This window comes from Streptomyces sp. NPDC052023, from assembly GCF_044548465.1.
GTDB lineage: Bacteria > Actinomycetota > Actinomycetes > Streptomycetales > Streptomycetaceae > Streptomyces.
In genome coordinates this window covers 46302-63785 of sequence record NZ_JBIUBW010000004.1, presented here as the reverse complement: position 1 = coordinate 63785, position 17484 = coordinate 46302, and the positions used below count along the sequence as shown (strand labels likewise).

Here is a 17484-nt window from a genome sequence, read left to right as displayed (position 1 = left end):
ACACAGGAGCGCTTCCACCGTGCCTAATGTGACGGCGAAGCAGCCACGGCCCCTGACGTACAGGGCCCGCCCTCGGCCTCGGAGCACGACGAGTGCCGGGGGAATTCGCCGGGTCCGGATTCGAGCAGACGGCCGTTCGCACACGACCGGATCGCCGGCATCCGCCACTGCCGGCCCGCGACCCGAATCGACGTCGCTTTCCCAAAGGGGTACCGACAGATGTCAACAATGCCCGTAGGTGGGCTGGTTCCGCAGGCCACCTACGATGCCGCGGACCTCGTCGTCCGCAACGCGAAGATCCACACCGGGGACCCGGGCCGCCCGCAGGCGTCGGCACTGGCCGTCCGCGACGGCGTACTCACGGTCGTGGGCGACGACAAGGACGTGGCACCGTACGTCAGTTCAGGCACGAAGGTCGTCGACGCCCTCGGGCGGCGGGTCGTCCCCGGCCTCAACGACGCCCACCTGCACGTGATCCGGGGCGGCCTCAACTACGTACTGGAACTGCGCTGGGACGGCGTGCGCAGCCTGCGGCAGGGCCTGGCGATGCTGCGCGAGCAGGCCGCCCGGACCCCGAAGGGGCAGTGGGTGCGGGTGGTCGGGGGCTGGTCCGCCGACCAGTTCGCCGAACGCCGGCTGCCGACGGTGGCAGAACTGAACGCCGCCGCCCCGGACACCCCGGTGTTCGTGCTGCACCTGTACCAGTCGGCCGTGCTGAACCGGGCCGCGCTCAAGGCGGCCGGCTTCACCAAGGACACGCCCGACCCCAAGGGCGGCCAGATCGTGCGCGGCCGGGACGGGGAGCCGACCGGCATGCTGCTGGCCGCGCCCAGCGCCCTCATCCTGTACTCGACCCTGGCCAAGGCGCCGGTACTGGAGGGGGACGACAAGAAGACCTCCACCCGTCATTTCCTGCGCGAGCTGAACCGGTTCGGGCTGACCTCGGCGATCGATGCCGCGGGCGGTTTCCAGAACTTCCCCGACAACTACGCCACCGTCATCGAACTGGCCAAGGCCGGACAACTGTCCCTGCGTATCGCCTACCACCTGTTCCCGCAGACAGTGGGCCAGGAGGTCGACGATCTCGCCCGCTGGATCGAGATGGCCCGCCCGGAGGACGGGGACGAATGGCTGCGCCTCAACGGCGCGGGGGAGAACCTCACCTGGGCAGCCGCCGACTTCGAGAACTTCACCCAGCCCCGCCCGGACCTCGCGCCCGGCTACGAGGCGGAGTTCGAGAAGGCGGTTCGTCTCCTGATGGAGAACGGGTGGGGATTCCGGCTCCACGCCACGTATGACGAGACCATTCGCCGCGACCTCGCGGTGTTCGAGAAGCTCGCCGCCGAAGGGCTCTTCCCGGTCGGGAACCGGTGGCTGTTCGACCATGCCGAGACCGTCTCCGCCGACAGCCTGGACCGCATCGCCGCGCTGGGCGGAGCGATGTCCGTGCAGAACCGTCTCTCCTTCCAGGGTGAGGCGTTTCTACGCCGCTACGGCCCCGGTGCGGCCGCCGACGCCCCGCCGATCCGCGCCATGCTGGACCGCGGCCTGACCGTGGGCGCCGGCACCGACGCCACCCGGGTCTCCACCTACAACCCCTGGGTCGCCCTGCACTGGCTGGTCAGCGGCCGCACCGTCGGCGATCTCGCCCTGCGCCCGCCGGCGAACCGCGTGGACCGGCAGACCGCGCTGGCGATGTTCACCCGCGCAGGCGCCGCACTGACCGGTGAGGACGACGTCAAGGGCGTACTGCGGTCGGGCTGTTACGCGGATCTGGCGATCCTGTCGCAGGACTACTTCACCGTGCCCGAGCCGGAGATCGCGCACATCGAGTCGCTGCTCACGGTGACCGGCGGACGGATCGTCTACGCCGCCGCCGAGTACGAGGGACTCGACGAGGAACTTCCCGTCGTGAGCCCGGCCTGGAGCCCCGTGGCCCACTTCGGCGGATATCAGGCATCCCGCCGGACTCCCCTTTCCGGCGCCGGCCAGGCGGAGTCGCTCGGCCAGGCCGTGGCCGAGTCGGAGCAACACCGCCAGTGGCGCATCGCGCGCGGCCTCACCCCGGACGCCACGAGCAGGCCCTTCGATCCCTGCTTCGACCTTTGAACTCCCGGAAGGGGCTCCTTCCGGGTCACCACCCCCGCAGCTCCGTCCACAGGACGGTTCTTGTCCCGGCGTGGACAGCGGTCCGCGCCACTACTCACGAAGAAAGGCTCATTCCCATGGTCGACATCGCCGAGGTCACCGCCGCCCCCAGCCCCGACCTGCTCACGCCCGACAACTGCGCGGTGCTGTTCGTGGACCACCAGCCGCAGATGTTCTTCGGCACCGGCAGCGGCGACCGCACCGCGATCATCAACGCCACGGTCGGCCTGGCCAAGGCCGCCAGGACCTTCGACGTGCCGGTCGTGCTGAGCACCGTGGCCGCCGAGTCCTTCTCCGGCCCGATCATGCCGCAGCTCCCGGCCGTCTTCCCCGACCACAAGATCATCGACCGCACCACGATGAACGCCTGGGAGGACGTGAACTTCGTCGAGGCCGTCAAGGCCACCGGCCGCAAGAAGCTCGTCCTCGCCGGCCTGTGGACCGAGGTCTGCGTCGTCCTGCCCGCGCTCTCCGCGATCGCCCAGGGCTACGAGGTGTACGTCGTCACCGACGCCTCCGGCGGCGTCAGCCCGCAGGCCCACGAGCACGCCATCCAGCGCATGGTCCAGGCCGGGGCCGTCCCGGTCACCTGGGTGCAGGTGCTCCTGGAACTCCAGCGCGACTGGGCCCGCACCGAGACCTACGCCGCCGTGACCGACGTGGTGAAGGAGAACGGCGGGGCCTACGGCCTCGGGATCGTCTACGCGCAGGCCGTCATCGGCGCCCACGCCGCCGGCTGACCCCCGCACCGGCACAGAACGCCAGGAACAGGCAGGAACACGATGGATGCTGGACTGTTGGCCCTCCGGCTGGTGGTGGGGCTGCTCATCGCCGGTCACGGGGTGCAGAAAGTGAGCTTCCGGCTCGGAGGCAACGGATTGGCCGGCGGCACCGAGGAGTTCCGCCGCGACGGCTTCCGCGGCGGCCGGCTCACCGCCGTCGTCGCGGGAACAAGTCAGATCGGTTCCGGCCTGTTCCTGGCCGCCGGACTGCTGACGCCTCTGGCGGCGATGGCCGCGATGGGCGTGATGACGGTCGCGGGCACCGTGAAGTGGGCCAAGGGGCTGTGGGTGCAGAACGACGGCTACGAGTACCCCCTCGTCCTCGTCGTGGTCTCCGCGGCCCTCGCCCTGACCGGGCCGGGACGGTGGTCCGTGGACCACGCGCTGGACCTCACCCCATGGCCGGTGTGGGTCGCCGTCGCGGCGATCCTGCTGGGCCCGGCGAGCGGACTGCTCACCCGCGTGGTGCTGCACCGGCCGGCCACCGAGGCGGAAGGGACGCGGTATGCGCAGGCTGCTGCTGAGTGACGCGGTCCGCACGCTCATACCCCGCCAGGGAGACCCGCACGGCCCGCTGCCTCCCCTGATGCTGACCCTGACGGTGGTCACCGGCCTGGTCGACGCCGTGAGCTACGTGTCACTGGGGCATGTCTTCGTCGCCAACATGACCGGCAACGTGGTGTTCCTCGGATTCGCCCTGGCGGGCGAGGAGAGCCTGTCCGCGCTCGCGTCCGTCGCGTCGATGGCCGCGTTCCTCCTCGGCGCGCTGGCAGGGGGCAGGCTCGGATCCCGGTTCGCCGCGCACCGCGGACATCTCCTGACGTCGGCGACGGCAGCACAGACGGTCCTCGTCGCCGTGACCGTCGTGGTCGCCGCTCTGTCGGGCGGCCGGGTCACCACCGGTGTCCAGTACACCCTCATCGTGCTCCTGGGGATCGCCATGGGCCTGCAGAACGCGGTCGCCCGGCGCCTCGGCGTCCCGGACCTCACCACCACCGTCCTCACTCTGACCCTGACGGGCCTGGCCGCGGACTCGCACTCGGCCGGCGGCGAGGCGCCGCGCCCCGGCCGCCGGATCCTCTCCGTGCTCGCCATGTTCCTCGGCGCCCTCGCGGGAGCCGCGCTCCTGCTGCACGACCACCTCGTCCTCGCCCTCGGTCTGATGCTGGTGCTGCTGGCGGCGACCTCCGCGACCACCTACCGCCTCTCGACCGCCGACGCCGGGTGGACCCGGCCACGGCCCTGAACCAAGGAGGATCCCGATGAACCAGCCCTCACCCGCAGCGACCGTCGAGCGGTCGGATGCCAGGCACCGTTACGAAATCCTGGTCGACGGCACACGCGCCGGCCTGACCGCCTACCGAGACCGGGAGCAACAGCGGGTCTTCTACCACACGGAGGTCGACGACGCCTTCGCCGGCCAGGGGCTGGCCGCCCAGCTGGTCCAGGAGGCGCTCACCGACACCCGTAGGTCGGGCAAGCGCATCGTGCCGGTCTGCCCCTACGTGGCCAAGTACCTGCATCGGCATAACGAGTTCGGCGACATCACCGACCCGGTGACCCCGGAGATCCTGCAATGGCTGACTCCGGGGCGCCGCTGATCCTCAACGCCGTCCGGGCGGCCAGCTGAAGCACGCGGCTGCCCGGTCGCGTCCACCGCCCGGCGGCGTGGTCCGTCGGCCCGGCCTCAGCCTCAGTCGAAGCGCAGGTCGGACAGCTGGCGTTCGAGCGCGCTGACGTCGTCTTCCTCCGTCTCCCGCACCGGGCGGGCCGCCATCAGGGCGGCCAGTTCGCCGCCCGCGCGCCGGATCCGTCCGGGCAGACCCTCGGTGTACTCGTCGCCGCCGGATCCCCAGTCCTCGGACGCCGCGTACACCGCCGTGGGGACGACGACCGCGCGCAGATAGGCGAAGAGCGGGCGCAGGGCGTGGTCCAGGACCAGGGAGTGACGGGCCGTCCCTCCCGTGGCCGCCACGAGGACCGGCTTGCCGGTGAGGGCCTCCGGGTCGATCAGGTCGAAGAACGACTTGAACAGCCCGCTGTAGGAGGCCGTGAACACCGGTGTCACGGCGATGACACCGTCGGCACCCGTCACCACATCGATCGCGGCGCCGAGTTGCGGCGCCGGAAAGCCGGTCACGAAGTTGTTGGCAACGGCGACGGCCAGTTCTCGCAGCTCGATGACATCTGTCTGCACGTCATGGCCCGCGACAGCGAGGTCACCGCCGGCCGCCTCGGCGAGCCGGTCGGCCAGAAGGCGGGTGGACGACGGGGTACTCAGGCCCGCGGACACGGCGACGAGCCTCATGCGGCGGACACCTCCCGGGCGTCGCGCAGGGACGCGTGGGTGGGCGCGTCCGGCACGTCGGCCGGGCGGCCGATCGTGAACTCCCTGCGCAGCACCGGCACGACCTCCTCACCGAGGATGTCGATCTGCTCCAGCACGGTCTTCAGCGGCAGCCCGGCGTGGTCCATGAGGAACAGCTGCCGCTGGTAGTCGCCGACGGTCTCACGAGACGCCAGCGTCCGCTCGATCACCTGCTGGGGAGAGCCCACCGTCAGCGGAGTCTGCTCGGTGAACTCCTCCAGCGACGGACCGTGCCCGTAGACCGGGGCGTTGTCGAAATAGGGGCGAAATTCCCGTACGGCGTCCTGGGACTTCTTCCGCATGAACACCTGCCCGCCGAGCCCCACGATGGCCTGTTCAGGACGGCCGTGCCCGTGATGGGCCCACCGCCGCCGGTACAGCTGGACCATGCGCCTGGTGTGATCGGCAGGCCAGAAGATGTTGTTGTGGAAGAAGCCGTCGCCGTAGAAGGCCGCCTGCTCGGCGATCTCCGGGGAGCGGATCGAGCCGTGCCAGACGAACGGCGGTACCCCGTCCAGTGGCCGGGGCGTGGCGGTGAAACCCTGCAGTGGCGTACGGAACTTGCCCTCCCAGTCGACCACGTCCTCACGCCAGAGGCGCCGCAGCAGCGCGTAGTTCTCCTTGGCGAGGTTGATGCCCTCGCGGATGTCCTGACCGAACCAGGGATACACGGGGCCGGTGTTGCCGCGCCCCATCATCAGGTCCACGCGACCGTCGGCAAGGTGCTGGAGCATCGCGTAGTCCTCGGCGATCTTCACCGGGTCGTTGGTGGTGATGAGCGTCGTGGCGGTCGACAGGACCAGCTTCTCGGTGCGGGCGGCGACGTAGCCGAGCATGGTGGTGGGCGACGACGGCACGAACGGCGGATTGTGGTGTTCACCGGTCGCGAAGACGTCCAGACCCGCCTCCTCCGTCTTCATCGCGATGGCGACCATCGCCTTGATGCGTTCGTGCTCCGACGGAGTACGGCCGTTGGTCGGATCGGGGGTCACATCCCCCACCGAGAAGATTCCGAACTGCATGGGGACCTCGTCATTTCGGGCGTCGGTATGGATGCCGGAACCTTAGGCACCCACCGCTTCGCGTCGATGACCGCGCACGCAGCAGGTCTTGACTGTCCGCGCCCAGTCCCGGGCCGGGCGCGCTCGTCCAGGCCCCGCACCCCATCGCGGGTTCTGTTCACCGACGGAACAGAGACCATGCGCGGAGAGGAGCGAGGCCGGCACGTGGAGCGCGTTGACTGCTGACGCTGCGGACCCCGTCCCCCGGGCGGCCCTTGCCGGAGTTCGACCCTGCTTGAACAACGCCCCAGAACGGTGGATTCATGAGCGAGAACGACCAGCACGACGCACACCACATCGTCCACGACATCGCCGAACGGCTCGCGGAACACCATGACAAGGCGGTACGGCGCAGAGAGGAGCGGGCCCTTGCCGAGGCCGCCGAGGACGCGGCCTTCGACCTCGGCGCCGACATAGGCCGTCCGACGTTGGGGCACTCCGCCCCGGGCTACGACGTGGAAGCAGACCTCGGGACGGACAAGCAGCCCCCCGCAGTTACACGGTCGACGCCACCCGACAGGGCCCGACCTGCCCCACGGTTCACCTGACACCCCATCCGAACGAGCGTCGAACGGGGTGTCACGAGCGTCATTTCAGCGTCAGGACATCGTTCGTAACGCCCGCAACACACCTAGTGCGCATGCGCAAAACCGCAGATCAGGAGCCTCGCGAGGCCGGCTCCAGAATCGCAGACGATCCGGGAGCAATGTCGCCGGCGACGGCAGTCCGACTGCCAGGCGACGTCCGGGCGCCGACGCGGTCCTGCCCACCTCTCCCCTGCGCTGTGTCGGCTTCAGCCAACGGCCCGAGGGTGTTGATGACGAACCGACGTGCGCCGGCCCGGTCCCTCGTGAGCGCGTCGATCAACTCGACGTCGCCGTAGGCGGTGAACCGCCGGCCGGACCCCAGCCGGATCACCAGCGCCTGCGCCGCGAGGGCGTCCGACGAGCAACTGGTCGCGATGCCGGTGGAGCGGGCCCGGCCGGAAGGGCTGCAGCTGACCGGGCAGGGCGGACTGCTGCAGCAACTGACCAGGCGGGTCCCGGAATCGGCCCTGGAAGGTGAGATCACCGATCACCTCGGCTATGAGAAGCACGATGCGGCCGGCCGGGGCAGCGGCAACTCCCGCAACCGGGGCCGGGCCAAGCCCGTGCTGGCCGACGTCGGACCGGTCGAGGTCAAGGTCCCGCGTGACACCTCGGGCACGTTCGAGCCGCAGATCGTCAATCAGCGGCAGCAGCGCCTGACCGGAGTCGGCGAGATGGTGCTCTCCTTGTCCGCGAAGGGCTCACCCATGGGGAGATATCAGCCCGTCTCGCCGAGATGTACGGCGCCGAGGTGTCCAAGCAGACCGTCTCCGCGCCAGGAGTCACAGCAGCCTTCAGACGTTGGCCGGCGTGCCGTTTGGCGAGGCAGCCGTGATTTCGAGCGCCACGCGCAGTTCCAGTGAGCTGCCTGCTGTGGTGGTTTCGGGCAGCAGTTCTTCCGCGCGTTTGACGCGGTAGGTGACGGTGTTGCGGGCGATGTGCAGGCGTTCGGCCGCGGTGCGGAGGCTGCGCTCTTCGGCGAGGTAGACGCGCAGGGTTTCGCGCAGCTCCCGCAGCCGGGCTCCCTCGGAGGCCAACGGCCCGAGCACCTCCTGTACGAACCAGCGTGCGTGTTCGGAGTCGGCCGTGACGAGGGCCGCCAGGCGGATGTCCCGGTAGTCGCAGAGCCATGAGCCCGTACCGTGCAAGGCCATCCGTTGTGCCTGCAACGCCCCCAGATGGCTGCGGCGCATGCCATGGGGCCCTGGCGCGGGCGGGCCGAGAGCCGCACGCACCCCGGCCGGCTCGGGCAGGGAGCTGTGCAGGTGCCGGATGTGTTCTTCGGCGTTCTCGCCGCTGACGGCGAACCATGCCCACACACTGTTGTCGTGGGCCGGGATGATGAGCGTCCTGGCCGCTTCCAGAGTGTGGGCCATGGTGGAGGCCGCGTGGTGCAGCCGTTCCGCGGCGGGCGCGGAGGTGGCGGTGTCGTCGCCCCACAGCACCGCGGCCACGTGCGTGCGGGACAGGTCGTACCGCAGACGCCGAGCGGCGGCCTCCTGGTCGACCGGGCGGCCGGCCAGCACGTCGTCGATGACGGCGCGGCGGGCGGCTTCGTCACTGCCGCGCCAACGGTCCCGTTCGGCGATGTACTCCTCGGCCATCACGCTCGAATGGGCGTCGACGTAGGTGAACAGCATTTCCTCGATCCGGCGCAGCTCGGCCAGGCGCTGGTCGGCCGGGACGTGCTCCTCGACTCCTACTGCCAGGCCGTGCGTCAGCTGCGCGTGTCCGAGCCGCACGCCGCGCAGGACGAGCTCCAGCGGGATCCCGCGGCGTGCGAACTCCCGGCATCCTTCCAGCGCTTCCTCGGTGAGGGCGGGCATGGGCCTGTTGAAGTCGGACACCATCAGGCGCAAGCCCGTGAGCACCGCAGCCTGAATCACACGTCGCAGGGTGGTCGCGGCAGCGGGCCCGCCCCCGTGCTCGGGCACCTTCCTGAGGACCTCCTCCGCGATGGCGTCGGCGCTCTGGAGCGCCCACTCGACCGGGGCCGCGCCGAGCTCTGTGCGTGCCGCGGCCAGCTCCGCCACGGACACGACGGGCTCGGTGGTGCGGTCGGGATCCGGCCGCAACCACTGGAGCCACTGTCCCGTCACGCCTCGCATCCCTCCATCGCCGGGGAGGCGGGCGGGCGGGCCACTCGCCGCTGCCACCCAGGCCACGACGATCATATCTTCCCCGGTTAGGTCGAGCAGCCGCGGTCGCGGCTGCTGACCGGCGCTACCGGCGGTCGGCGGGCTGCCCGGCCGGGACGGTCGCACCGTCACCGGCCGGGGTTGTTCACTTCGCGAGCCGGCACGGGGCGGCGCGCGAAGCGCCGACCGTGTCACGCGTCGCTGTGCTCGGCGAGGTCGGCCATGGGCACCGGCCGTGGCGCCGGAGGGCTCAAGAGGTGAGCTCCGGGGCGGGTACCGCCGTGAGCCGGCCGCGCAGTTCACCCACCAGGCGCGGGATGTCGGCCGTGCTCTTGGCGCCGCCGAAGACGTAGAAGTCGGGGCGCACCAGCATGGCCTCAAGGCCGGTACGGGCCAGGTCGGCCAGGTAGGTGCGGTCGAGATCGACGACGTCGTCGGGGCCGTTCGCCGCCGGATCGTCGGTGACCCTCAGCAGGCGAAGCCCGACCTCGTCACACCAGGCCAGGTTGTCCTCGTCGAGCCCGTCACGCGGATCACCGGTGGTGAGCAGGGTGAACCCGATGCCGACGGTTTCGTCGAACAGGCCGGTACGGTCCCCGAACCGCACCCGTCCCTGTCGGCTGAGCTGCCCGGCCGGCTCCACCGGGGCGTCGGTGGCGTCGCAGTCCAGCAGTCCGCCGGTGAAGGGCTGCACGAACGCGTCTCCCACTGGCGCGCGGCCGGCCTCCTGGTCGGCGATCATGCGGGCGTCGCGCTCGGCGGCGGCGGCCGGGTCCGGCTCGCAGATGATCCTCCCCAGACGAACAGATGTCTCGATCGCATGCTGCAGATGCTGGCATCGTTCGGTGGTGTAGGTGTCCAGCAGCGCCTCGTCGGCTTTCCCGGCGAGCACCAGGTCTAGCTTCCAGCCCAGGTTGATGGCGTCACGGAGGCCTGAGCACAGCCCCTGCCCGGCGAACGGCGGCATCTGGTGGGCCGCGTCCCCGGCCAGCAGCAGCCGCCCTTCGCGCCACGAATCCGCCCACCGTGCCTGGAAGGTGTAGACGGTGTGCCGCTCCAGGGCGGCGTTGCCCGGGTGCACGTCCCACGGCTCCAGCAGCTTCCAGGCGGTCTCGATCTTGTTGAGCTCGGCGATGGACTCGCCGGGCAGTCGCATGAACTCCCAGCGCCGGCGGCCCGGGCCACCGACCACCGCCGAGGTCGGCCGGGCCGGATCGCACAGCTGCAGGTTCCGCGGCGTCCATTCGCGGTCCCGGTCATGGGGTATGACGTCGAGAACCAGCCAGTCGTACTTGAAGCCGAGGTCGGTGACCTCGGTGCGCATGCACGACCGGATGAAACTCCTGGCGCCGTCGCAGCCGACGACGTACGCGGCCCGGAGGGTACGCTCCGCGCGTACTCCGTCACGGAGCAGTGGCTCGTCTCCCAAGCTCTCCGCCACAGTGACTTCCACGCCCGTGGCGCCCGCCTCGACGTCGACGGCTTCCCAGCCGCGCAGCATCTCGATTCCCGGCAGCGACCGGGCGCGCTCTTCCAGGGCCGCTTCGAGGGTGGGCTGGTTGAACGCGCTCACGTTGGGCCAACCGGAGTAGTTGTCCGAGAAGTCGTAATGAAGGAGTCTCTGACCCTCTCCGTTGCGCCACTCGTACTCCACAGCGGGTTCACTGACGGAGGCTATGTCCACCCCGAGGGACGCCATGATGCGGCCGGCCTCGTGGTCGAAGACGACCGCGCGCGGCAGCGGGTAGGGCTGCGGCCAGCGCTCGACGACGCCGACCCGTCGGCCTCGGGTGGCCACCTGGATGGCCGTGGCCAGCCCGACCGGACCGGCGCCGACGACCAGTACGTCGTAGGTCTCCGCGGCGAGGCCACGGGCAGAGGTGCGCATTCGTGCTTCCACTTCTTCTTGCGTTCGTTCTCAGCCGGCGTCGTGCGCGCCGGTCATCATCGCGGCGAGGTCCTCGGGGCGGAGGAAGGACGGCGGCACCGGCGGGCCCCAGTTGTACAGGGCGATGCGGGCGTCCTCCCACACCCCGGGGGTCCACAGCTGGTCGTCGACGATGCAGTCCATGTCGGAGTAGTACTCCGAGAAGTTGCCGGCCGGGTCCTTGAGGTACCAGAAGAAGTTCGACCCCAGCTGGTGGCGGCCCAGGCCCCACACATGGCGCTCGGGGTGGCCTTCCAGCATCCGGGTGGCGCCGCGTCCGACCTCGTCCACGTCGTCCACCTGCCAGGAGGTGTGGTGGAGGAAGGAGATGGGGGCCTTCTGGACGAGGACGTTGTGGTGGTCGGTGGAGCAGCGCAGGAACGCCGCGTCCGCCGTCTGGTCGCTGGTCTTGAAGCCGAGCCCTTCGGTGAAGAAGCGCTGGGAAGCCTCCTGGTTGGTGGAGCCAAGCACGACGTGTCCCAGGCGGCGGACGCGCACCGGCCCCTCACGCAGCACGCCGGGGGCACGCTCGCCGGTCCGCTCGATCCGCCCGGGGGCGTTGTACGGCGCCTGCGCGGCCGGGGGCTGCACGATGCGCGGCTGCACCTCGACGGTCACCGTCACCTCGGTGCCCGGGTCGACCGCGCGCAGGCGGTGGGTGTCCCGGACGAACGGCACCTGCAGCCGGTCCAGGGAGGAGGCGATGCGGCTGAGGTCGTCCTGGTCCTCGGCGCTCAGGGTGAGCTCCTCCAGGCGGCGCCGCGCCGCGTGAACGATCTTGAGCTGCTCGCCGCCGTCGGCCGTGGCGAAACGGCCGTCGCCGAGGTCGGTCAGCCCGAAATCGGCGTAGTAGGCGGAGGTGGCGGCCACATTGGGCACGCCGATCGTGATGTGTGCCACGCGGTGCAGGGCCATGGCAGTCTCCTCGAAAAGCTTCAGTGTGCGGGGGGTGTACGCAGGAAGGTGTGGGGCCGCGCGTCAGACGGCCTGCGGTCCTTCGGGGTAGCTGGGGGCTGCGATCAGCGGATTGCGCAGCTCACCGATGCCGTCGATCCAGCTGCGCAGTTCCTCGCCGGGGGCCAGGAAACGGCGCGGGTCCCGGGCGCCGCCCACGCCGGCCGGTGTGCCGGTGAAGATCAGGTCGCCGGGCAGCAGCGGGCAGATCGACGAGATCCAGGCGATCTGCTGGGGCACCGAGAAGATCATCTGGGAGGTGCGCGACTCCTGCATGGTCTCGCCGTCGATCGCGCAGCCAAGCGCGAGGTCGTCGGGGTTGTCGAACTCGTCCGGGGTGACCAGGACCGGCCCGGTCGGACTGAAGCCGGGGAACGACTTACCGAGGGAGAACTGGGGCGCCGGTCCCGACAACTGGATGCCGCGCTCGGACAGGTCCTGACCGAGCGTGAGGCCGGCCACGTACTGCCACGCGTCCGAGACGGCGACCTGGTACGCCTCACGGCCGATCACCGCCACCAGCTCGACCTCCCAGTCGACCAGGGCGCTCGGCAGCGCGACCGTGTCGTAGGGCCCGGTCAGGGACGTGGGGTACTTGGTGAAGACAGCGGGACGCTCCGGAACGGCGGCCCCCGACTCCGACACGTGGTCGGCGTAGTTCAGCCCGACCCCGAAGACCTGGCGCGGGCGCGGAGCCGGCGCGCCCAGCTGCCGCTCCTCCACGGGGATCCGCTCGTGGCCGGTCGCGGCCGTGGACTGGGCCCAGTCGCGGAACTCGGCCCAGCGGTCGAAGACTGCCTGCGGGTCCGAGGAGAAGAGCCCGCTGCTGGCTTTCTCGACGTCCACGGCGCCGTCGGGGAAGACGAGCACCAGACGGCTGTTGAGCGTGGCTGTGCGCATGGCACAACACCTCCGTAAGAAAAAGGGGAAAGGGATAAAGAGATGAGGGGATGTTCAGCCGGGCGGTCGTTGTCGCTGCTCCGGCTGCGTGGAGGGCGGCCGGCTCGGTCCCAGCCCCGTCAGGCGTCGGCCCGTCGCCAGCACAGGCGCGTCAGGGACTCGTCGGCCCCGGCAGCTGTCAGCTCCAGCCGTCCCGGACTGAGCCGGACATCGCGCACCAAGGCCGTTCCCGCCCACGGCGTGTAGTGACTCGTCTGAACAAGGTGCATGACCGGCCCGTCCGCCTCGCGCTTCCAGCGTCCGGCATACGCCACGGTTCCACTGGCTGTCTCCTCGAACAGAGATGCGACCGGAGCCTCGTCGGGATGGGCGGTCAGCAGCGCGCTCATCCACCCGTCGGCGGTGTAGAGCAGCATCCCGCTCGGACGCTTCCCGAGCGGATGGACGACCGTCCCCTCACGTGTGAGCGAGAAGTCCTCAAGAACCCAGGCTCCGACCAAACTGTCCATGTCCGCCTCGCACCGTGCTCCAGTACCGTCGGCCCGACCGCGGGCACCGTCACAGCAGCACCACGGTGACGCCCGGTCGGCCGGGCCGAGTGGCCGGCTCCTGCCGCCCACACCTGGCAGTCAACCCGCGACCGCGGCACCGGCTCTGGGTCCCCGGAACACAAAAAGTCCTGCCGCCTTGGGCTGACAGCGCCCATGCGACCGGCGGCCGAGGGTGAAGGCCGATCAGGAGGCCTCTGTCGCACTGTTCGACCAGGCCGTCGGTGTAGAGGGCGAGGACGCTGCCCGGCTCGAGGACGATCGCGGTGGTCTCGTACGGCCTGCCGCTGACGGCGAGTGGTGGTCCCGGAGAGATGCCGACGGCTTCGGCGGTCCCGTCGGGCCGGACCAGGACGGGTGGCGGGTGCCCGGCACTGGCCATGACGCAGCGCCTGGTGACCGGGTCGTGGACCGCGTACAGGCATGTGGCGCCGAGGCTGTCGTGGTCGCCGGGTGGGGCTTCGGCCGCGAGGCGCTGGACCAGGTCCGCGATCCGGGTGAGCAGCTCGTCCGGTTCGAGTTCGAGGTCGGCGAGGGTCTGGATGGCGGCGCGCAGGCGGCCCAGGGCGGCGCTTGCGGGCATGCCGTGGCCGACCACCGTCCCCGGCGACCAGGCCCAGCAGGAGAGAGGGCAGTGCAATGGCGTCGGCCGCCACGTAGCCATGTTCAGAGTGGGACGGGCAGGTGGCGGGGTCCGCGGGGCATGACACTCTGCCGGTGGGGGGCGGGTCCTCGACCAGGCGTGCCATGCCGAGGCGCGCCGATCGCGGCCTGGGCTTCGATGCGGGCCAGCGGTGCGCCATAGCAGAGGTGGATGCCGCTGCCGAAGCCGAGGTGCTCATTGTCCGGGCGGGTCGGGTCGAACCGGTCGGGATCATGGACCCGCATGGGTCGCGATTGCCTGAGGCGAGCCACAGGACGACGGGCCTGCCGCTGGGAATGGCGGTGTCGGGGACGTCGATCCCGGCGCGGAGATGCGCTCGCGCATGGTCACCGGGGGTGCGTAGCCCAACGGCTGCACAGCGGGCAGCGTGCCTGCATGGCCCGGCCTATCATGCAGAGAGGCACACGACTCCGCGAAGCGAGTGCAGCGGATGGCCAGTGGCGAGGACCTGCAACCCGCTGCCGTCCAGGAGCTGCTGGATCAGATGGTGGCCCGGACGGTGGCCGGTACGGGTGCGCACGCGGGGGCGCTCCTTCTGCTCGAACCCGGCGGCGAGGTCCTGGTCCTGGACGCGAGCCTCGGGATGCCCACGGGGTTCGTCGGTCTGCTGCGACGCATGCGGGTGGCCGCCGCAGCCGAAGGCCCACTTCCCGAAGCGATAATCCAGCGGCATCTGGTGTGGGTCGGTTCCGGTGAAGAGTTCGCCCGCCGCTATCCCCACTTGGCCCTGACCTTCCCCTTCCTGGGCGCCGTCGCAGCGGCGCCGCTCGTGGCCGGCTCCCGCGTGTGGGGCGCCATGCTGGTGCTGTTGTCCCAGGAATCGTCCGCCATGGATACGCGTGCACGGGGCCGGTTCACCACCGCGGCCCGCTGCATCGCCGTGCTCCTGCAAGAGGCCGCCGAAGCCGGGCACCGCGTGCAGCCCGGGCTCAAGCCGCGTCTCCTGCCGCCGACGCCCACGCATCCCTTGGCACCGGCTCACCCTCAGGCCGCCGCGGACTTCATAGCCGCTCTGCCCGAAGGTGCCTGCCGGGCCGACGCTCGGGGAATCATCACCTTCGTCGACCGCACCGCGGCCGACCTGCTGGGCGAGAGCATCCCGGACCTGCTGGGCGCCCGGATCTGGGAGGCGGTTCCGTGGCTGGCTCCCGCGCCTCACCGACTGCGGTACCAGGCCGCACTCGCGAGCCAGCTCCCGACGTCCTGCACGGTGAAACAGCCCCGCACCGGCAGAGAAGTGCTGTTGCAGCTCTACCCGGACCGCACCGGTGTGAGCCTGCGCCTCTCCGTTCCGGCCGGCGCTGCCCACAGCCCCGATGAACTGGCCCTCGGTGCCGGGGTGGTGCTTGGCCCCGCCGACCTGGACGCCCACTGCCACATGATGCAGCTTTCCATCGGTCTGGCTGCGGCGGCGTCCGCCGACGAGGTGGTGGAGGTGGTGGCCGGCCACCTCCTGGTCGCCCTGCACGCGCAGGCCTTCGCAGTGCTGGTCGCGGAGGCGGGCCGGGTGCGGGTCGTCGGCCACCACGGCTTCAGCCAGGAGCTTGCCGACCTCGTCGACCACGCCCCCCTCGCCTCGGACTTCCCAGTCCCCGGGCTGACCAGCAGCGCACCGTCGTGGGGGCTGACCCAGGGGGTGCCGTCCTTCTTCGCCGACCGGGGAGAGCGGCTTGCGGCGTTTCCCGGGAGCGCCGCCATCGACGACGACCTGGGCGCATGGGCCTGGCTGCCGCTCATGGCTTCCCAGGAGTTCGTCGGCGTCTGCCTGGTCGGCTACCGGATGCCCCACTCCTTCACCCTGCAGGAGCGCGCCGCCCTTACCGCCATCAGTGCCCTGATCTCCCAGGCCCTGGACCGCGCCCGGCGGTACGACGCCAAACACGAGCTGGCCGAAGGCCTCCAGGCCAGCCTGCTGCCCCGCACGCTGCCGACGGTGCACGCCCTGGAGGCGGCCGCCCGCTATCTGCCCGCCAGCCACGGCATGGAAATCGGCGGCGACTTCTACGACCTCATCCGCCTGTCGGACACCGAAGCCGCCGCCGTCATCGGCGACGTACAGGGCCACAATGTCAGCGCCGCCGGCCTCATGGGTCAGGTCCGCACCGCGGTGCACGCCTACGCCGTCGCCGGCGCCGCCTCAGGGCAAGTCCTCGCCCGTACCAACCAGTTGTTCACTGATCTCGACCCCGGCCTGCTCACCAGCTGCCTGTACGCGCACATCGATCTGGTCCACCACCGCGCCCAGCTGGCCACCGCGGGCCACTGCCCGCCCCTGTTGCGCCACCCCGACCTGCACACCGACGTCCTGGCCGCACCGCCGGGCCCGCTGCTGGGCGTCGACCCCAAGGCGGAGTACCCCACCACCGACATCCCTCTGCCTCCCGGCACCCTCCTTGCCCTCTACACCGACGGACTCACCGAAACCCCCGGCATCGACCATGAAACCGCCCTCACCGGCCTCGCGACGGTGCTCTCCGAAGCCACCGGTTCGCTGGACGACATCGCCGACGCGCTTCTCGCCCACGCCCAGCCATCAGGAGACCGTGCCGACGACACCGCTCTCCTCCTGGTGAAGGTCCGTTGAGGCGGGCGACGGCTGCGCTCACGGAGCACCCAGGCGCCGCGATCTCCCCGCGATCTCAGGTGTGATCCTGACGAGTCATGACCTCACAGTCGGACAGGCAGGTGGCCCGGCCCGCGGAGCATGGCGTTCTGCCGGTAGGCAGCGGGTCCTGAAACCAGGTGTGCCGTGCCGAGGTGGGGGATCAGTGCGGCGCGTGCGGACTCGCCGTCGGCCGGCACGACCCGTTTCCCGATGAGGTCCAGGCCGCTGGCGCGTACGCCCAGTCGCCAGTCGGCTTCCGGATCCTGGCGCATCGGCGGCTCGGTGGTGTCCGCCGTCGCCTGGCCGAGCAGCACCTGCTTGGACAGCGGCGGCCGGTCGTAGGGCGGGCCTCCTCCCCGACCACGGTCAGTGAGCCGGTGAAGCCCTCCTCACGCAGTGCCTGCGCGGCCCTCAGCCCGGCCGGCGACGCGCCTACGATGACGACGCGGCCTTCCCGGAGATCATCGGCGGCCATCGGCGTGCACCTCCTCACCGAGGAGGAGGGCCCGGACCGGGCACGCGGCCGCGGCCTGGCGTACACGCTCGACCACCGTGAGATCCACGACGGGTCGCATCCCACCACTCCCTAGGAGCTGAGTTGTGGTCATGAAGGGCGGGGCGAATACTCCTGTATGGAACGAATGTCCGGGGCGTGCCTCGGTGTCGACGCCGTCTGGGGTGGATCGCACCGTAGGACCATGTCGCTCACCGGGGGGGTACGCGGCGAGGGAGCGCCGTGGCGACCAAGAGCGACCTTGCGGGTGCTCAGCCCGGTGGCCCTCGGCGGGGGCGATGGGTGGGC

General features: G+C 70.7%; 17 protein-coding genes and 2 pseudogenes. 9 read left to right on the top strand and 10 right to left on the bottom strand.

Features of this window, described 5'->3' with window-relative positions:
- Positions 1-219 precede the first annotated feature (219 nt).
- From ACIHCM_RS10710 to ACIHCM_RS10690, 5 genes are all read left to right on the top strand, one after another.
- Complete coding sequence (locus ACIHCM_RS10710; RefSeq protein ID WP_399892355.1) at positions 220-2109, top strand: amidohydrolase; 1890 nt, start codon at positions 220-222, stop codon at positions 2107-2109.
- A gap of 116 nt (positions 2110-2225) precedes the next feature.
- Positions 2226-2888 (top strand): hydrolase, encoded by a 663-nt coding sequence (locus tag ACIHCM_RS10705; protein WP_399892352.1) that lies wholly within the window; start codon positions 2226-2228, stop codon positions 2886-2888.
- 42 nt (positions 2889-2930) lie between these two features.
- Positions 2931-3458, top strand: coding sequence for a DoxX family protein (locus ACIHCM_RS10700; protein WP_399892349.1), 528 nt, complete (start codon positions 2931-2933; stop codon positions 3456-3458).
- Positions 3436-4176 (top strand): YoaK family protein, encoded by a 741-nt coding sequence (locus ACIHCM_RS10695; protein ID WP_399892346.1) that lies wholly within the window; start codon positions 3436-3438, stop codon positions 4174-4176. The genes ACIHCM_RS10700 and ACIHCM_RS10695 overlap by 23 nt, the downstream gene beginning before the upstream one ends.
- A 16-nt stretch (positions 4177-4192) precedes the next feature.
- Entirely contained in the window at positions 4193-4531 is a 339-nt protein-coding gene (locus tag ACIHCM_RS10690; protein WP_399892343.1) for a GNAT family N-acetyltransferase, read from the top strand.
- 92 nt (positions 4532-4623) lie between these two features.
- On the opposite strand, the gene ACIHCM_RS10685 is transcribed toward ACIHCM_RS10690, so the two are convergent.
- Together ACIHCM_RS10685 and ACIHCM_RS10680 are read right to left on the bottom strand one after the other, a co-directional pair.
- Positions 4624-5238, bottom strand: a complete 615-nt coding sequence (locus tag ACIHCM_RS10685) for an FMN reductase (RefSeq protein WP_399892340.1) — start codon at positions 5236-5238, stop codon at positions 4624-4626.
- Positions 5235-6320 carry an LLM class flavin-dependent oxidoreductase gene (locus tag ACIHCM_RS10680; protein WP_399892337.1) on the bottom strand — a complete coding sequence of 362 codons (1086 nt, stop codon included), beginning with the start codon at positions 6318-6320 and terminating at the stop codon, positions 5235-5237. The genes ACIHCM_RS10685 and ACIHCM_RS10680 overlap by 4 nt, the downstream gene beginning before the upstream one ends.
- Before the next feature lie 302 nt (positions 6321-6622).
- Between ACIHCM_RS10680 and ACIHCM_RS10675 the strand changes: the two genes are divergently transcribed.
- On the top strand, positions 6623-6907 hold the full coding sequence (locus ACIHCM_RS10675) for a hypothetical protein (RefSeq protein ID WP_399892334.1): 285 nt from the start codon (positions 6623-6625) through the stop codon (positions 6905-6907).
- A 413-nt stretch (positions 6908-7320) separates the two neighbouring features.
- A pseudogene (locus tag ACIHCM_RS10670) lies at positions 7321-7718 on the top strand (transposase); the annotation flags it as partial.
- 22 nt (positions 7719-7740) lie between these two features.
- Here ACIHCM_RS10670 and ACIHCM_RS10665 read toward each other — a convergent pair.
- From ACIHCM_RS10665 to ACIHCM_RS10635, 7 genes are all read right to left on the bottom strand, one after another.
- Positions 7741-9045: a PucR family transcriptional regulator gene (locus ACIHCM_RS10665; RefSeq protein WP_399892331.1), complete on the bottom strand. Its 1305-nt coding sequence runs from the start codon at positions 9043-9045 to the stop codon at positions 7741-7743.
- Between the two features lie 289 nt (positions 9046-9334).
- On the bottom strand, positions 9335-10972 hold the full coding sequence (locus tag ACIHCM_RS10660; protein ID WP_399892328.1) for a bifunctional 3-(3-hydroxy-phenyl)propionate/3-hydroxycinnamic acid hydroxylase: 1638 nt from the start codon (positions 10970-10972) through the stop codon (positions 9335-9337).
- A 30-nt stretch (positions 10973-11002) separates the two neighbouring features.
- Entirely contained in the window at positions 11003-11926 is a 924-nt protein-coding gene (locus ACIHCM_RS10655; protein WP_399892324.1) for a VOC family protein, read from the bottom strand.
- Positions 11927-11989: 63 nt separating this feature from the next.
- A complete protein-coding gene (locus ACIHCM_RS10650; RefSeq protein WP_399892321.1) occupies positions 11990-12865 on the bottom strand; it encodes a fumarylacetoacetate hydrolase family protein in 876 nt (291 codons plus the stop codon).
- A gap of 119 nt (positions 12866-12984) precedes the next feature.
- Entirely contained in the window at positions 12985-13374 is a 390-nt protein-coding gene (locus ACIHCM_RS10645; RefSeq protein ID WP_399892318.1) for a lipocalin-like domain-containing protein, read from the bottom strand.
- 49 nt (positions 13375-13423) lie between these two features.
- Complete coding sequence (locus tag ACIHCM_RS10640; RefSeq protein ID WP_399892315.1) at positions 13424-13996, bottom strand: PP2C family protein-serine/threonine phosphatase; 573 nt, start codon at positions 13994-13996, stop codon at positions 13424-13426.
- Between the two features lie 83 nt (positions 13997-14079).
- Entirely contained in the window at positions 14080-14301 is a 222-nt protein-coding gene (locus ACIHCM_RS10635; protein ID WP_399892311.1) for a cytochrome P450, read from the bottom strand.
- Positions 14302-14507: 206 nt separating this feature from the next.
- Between ACIHCM_RS10635 and ACIHCM_RS10630 the strand changes: the two genes are divergently transcribed.
- Complete coding sequence (locus ACIHCM_RS10630) at positions 14508-16661, top strand: SpoIIE family protein phosphatase (RefSeq protein ID WP_399892308.1); 2154 nt, start codon at positions 14508-14510, stop codon at positions 16659-16661.
- A gap of 197 nt (positions 16662-16858) precedes the next feature.
- Here ACIHCM_RS10630 and ACIHCM_RS10625 read toward each other — a convergent pair.
- Positions 16859-17157 (bottom strand): annotated as a pseudogene (locus tag ACIHCM_RS10625) (FAD-dependent oxidoreductase); the annotation flags it as partial.
- Here ACIHCM_RS10625 and ACIHCM_RS10620 point away from each other — a divergent pair.
- Positions 17120-17272, top strand: coding sequence for a hypothetical protein (locus ACIHCM_RS10620; RefSeq protein WP_399893423.1), 153 nt, complete (start codon positions 17120-17122; stop codon positions 17270-17272). The pseudogene ACIHCM_RS10625 and the gene ACIHCM_RS10620 sit on opposite strands and share 38 nt — an antisense overlap.
- The last annotated feature ends 212 nt before the right edge of the window (positions 17273-17484 follow it).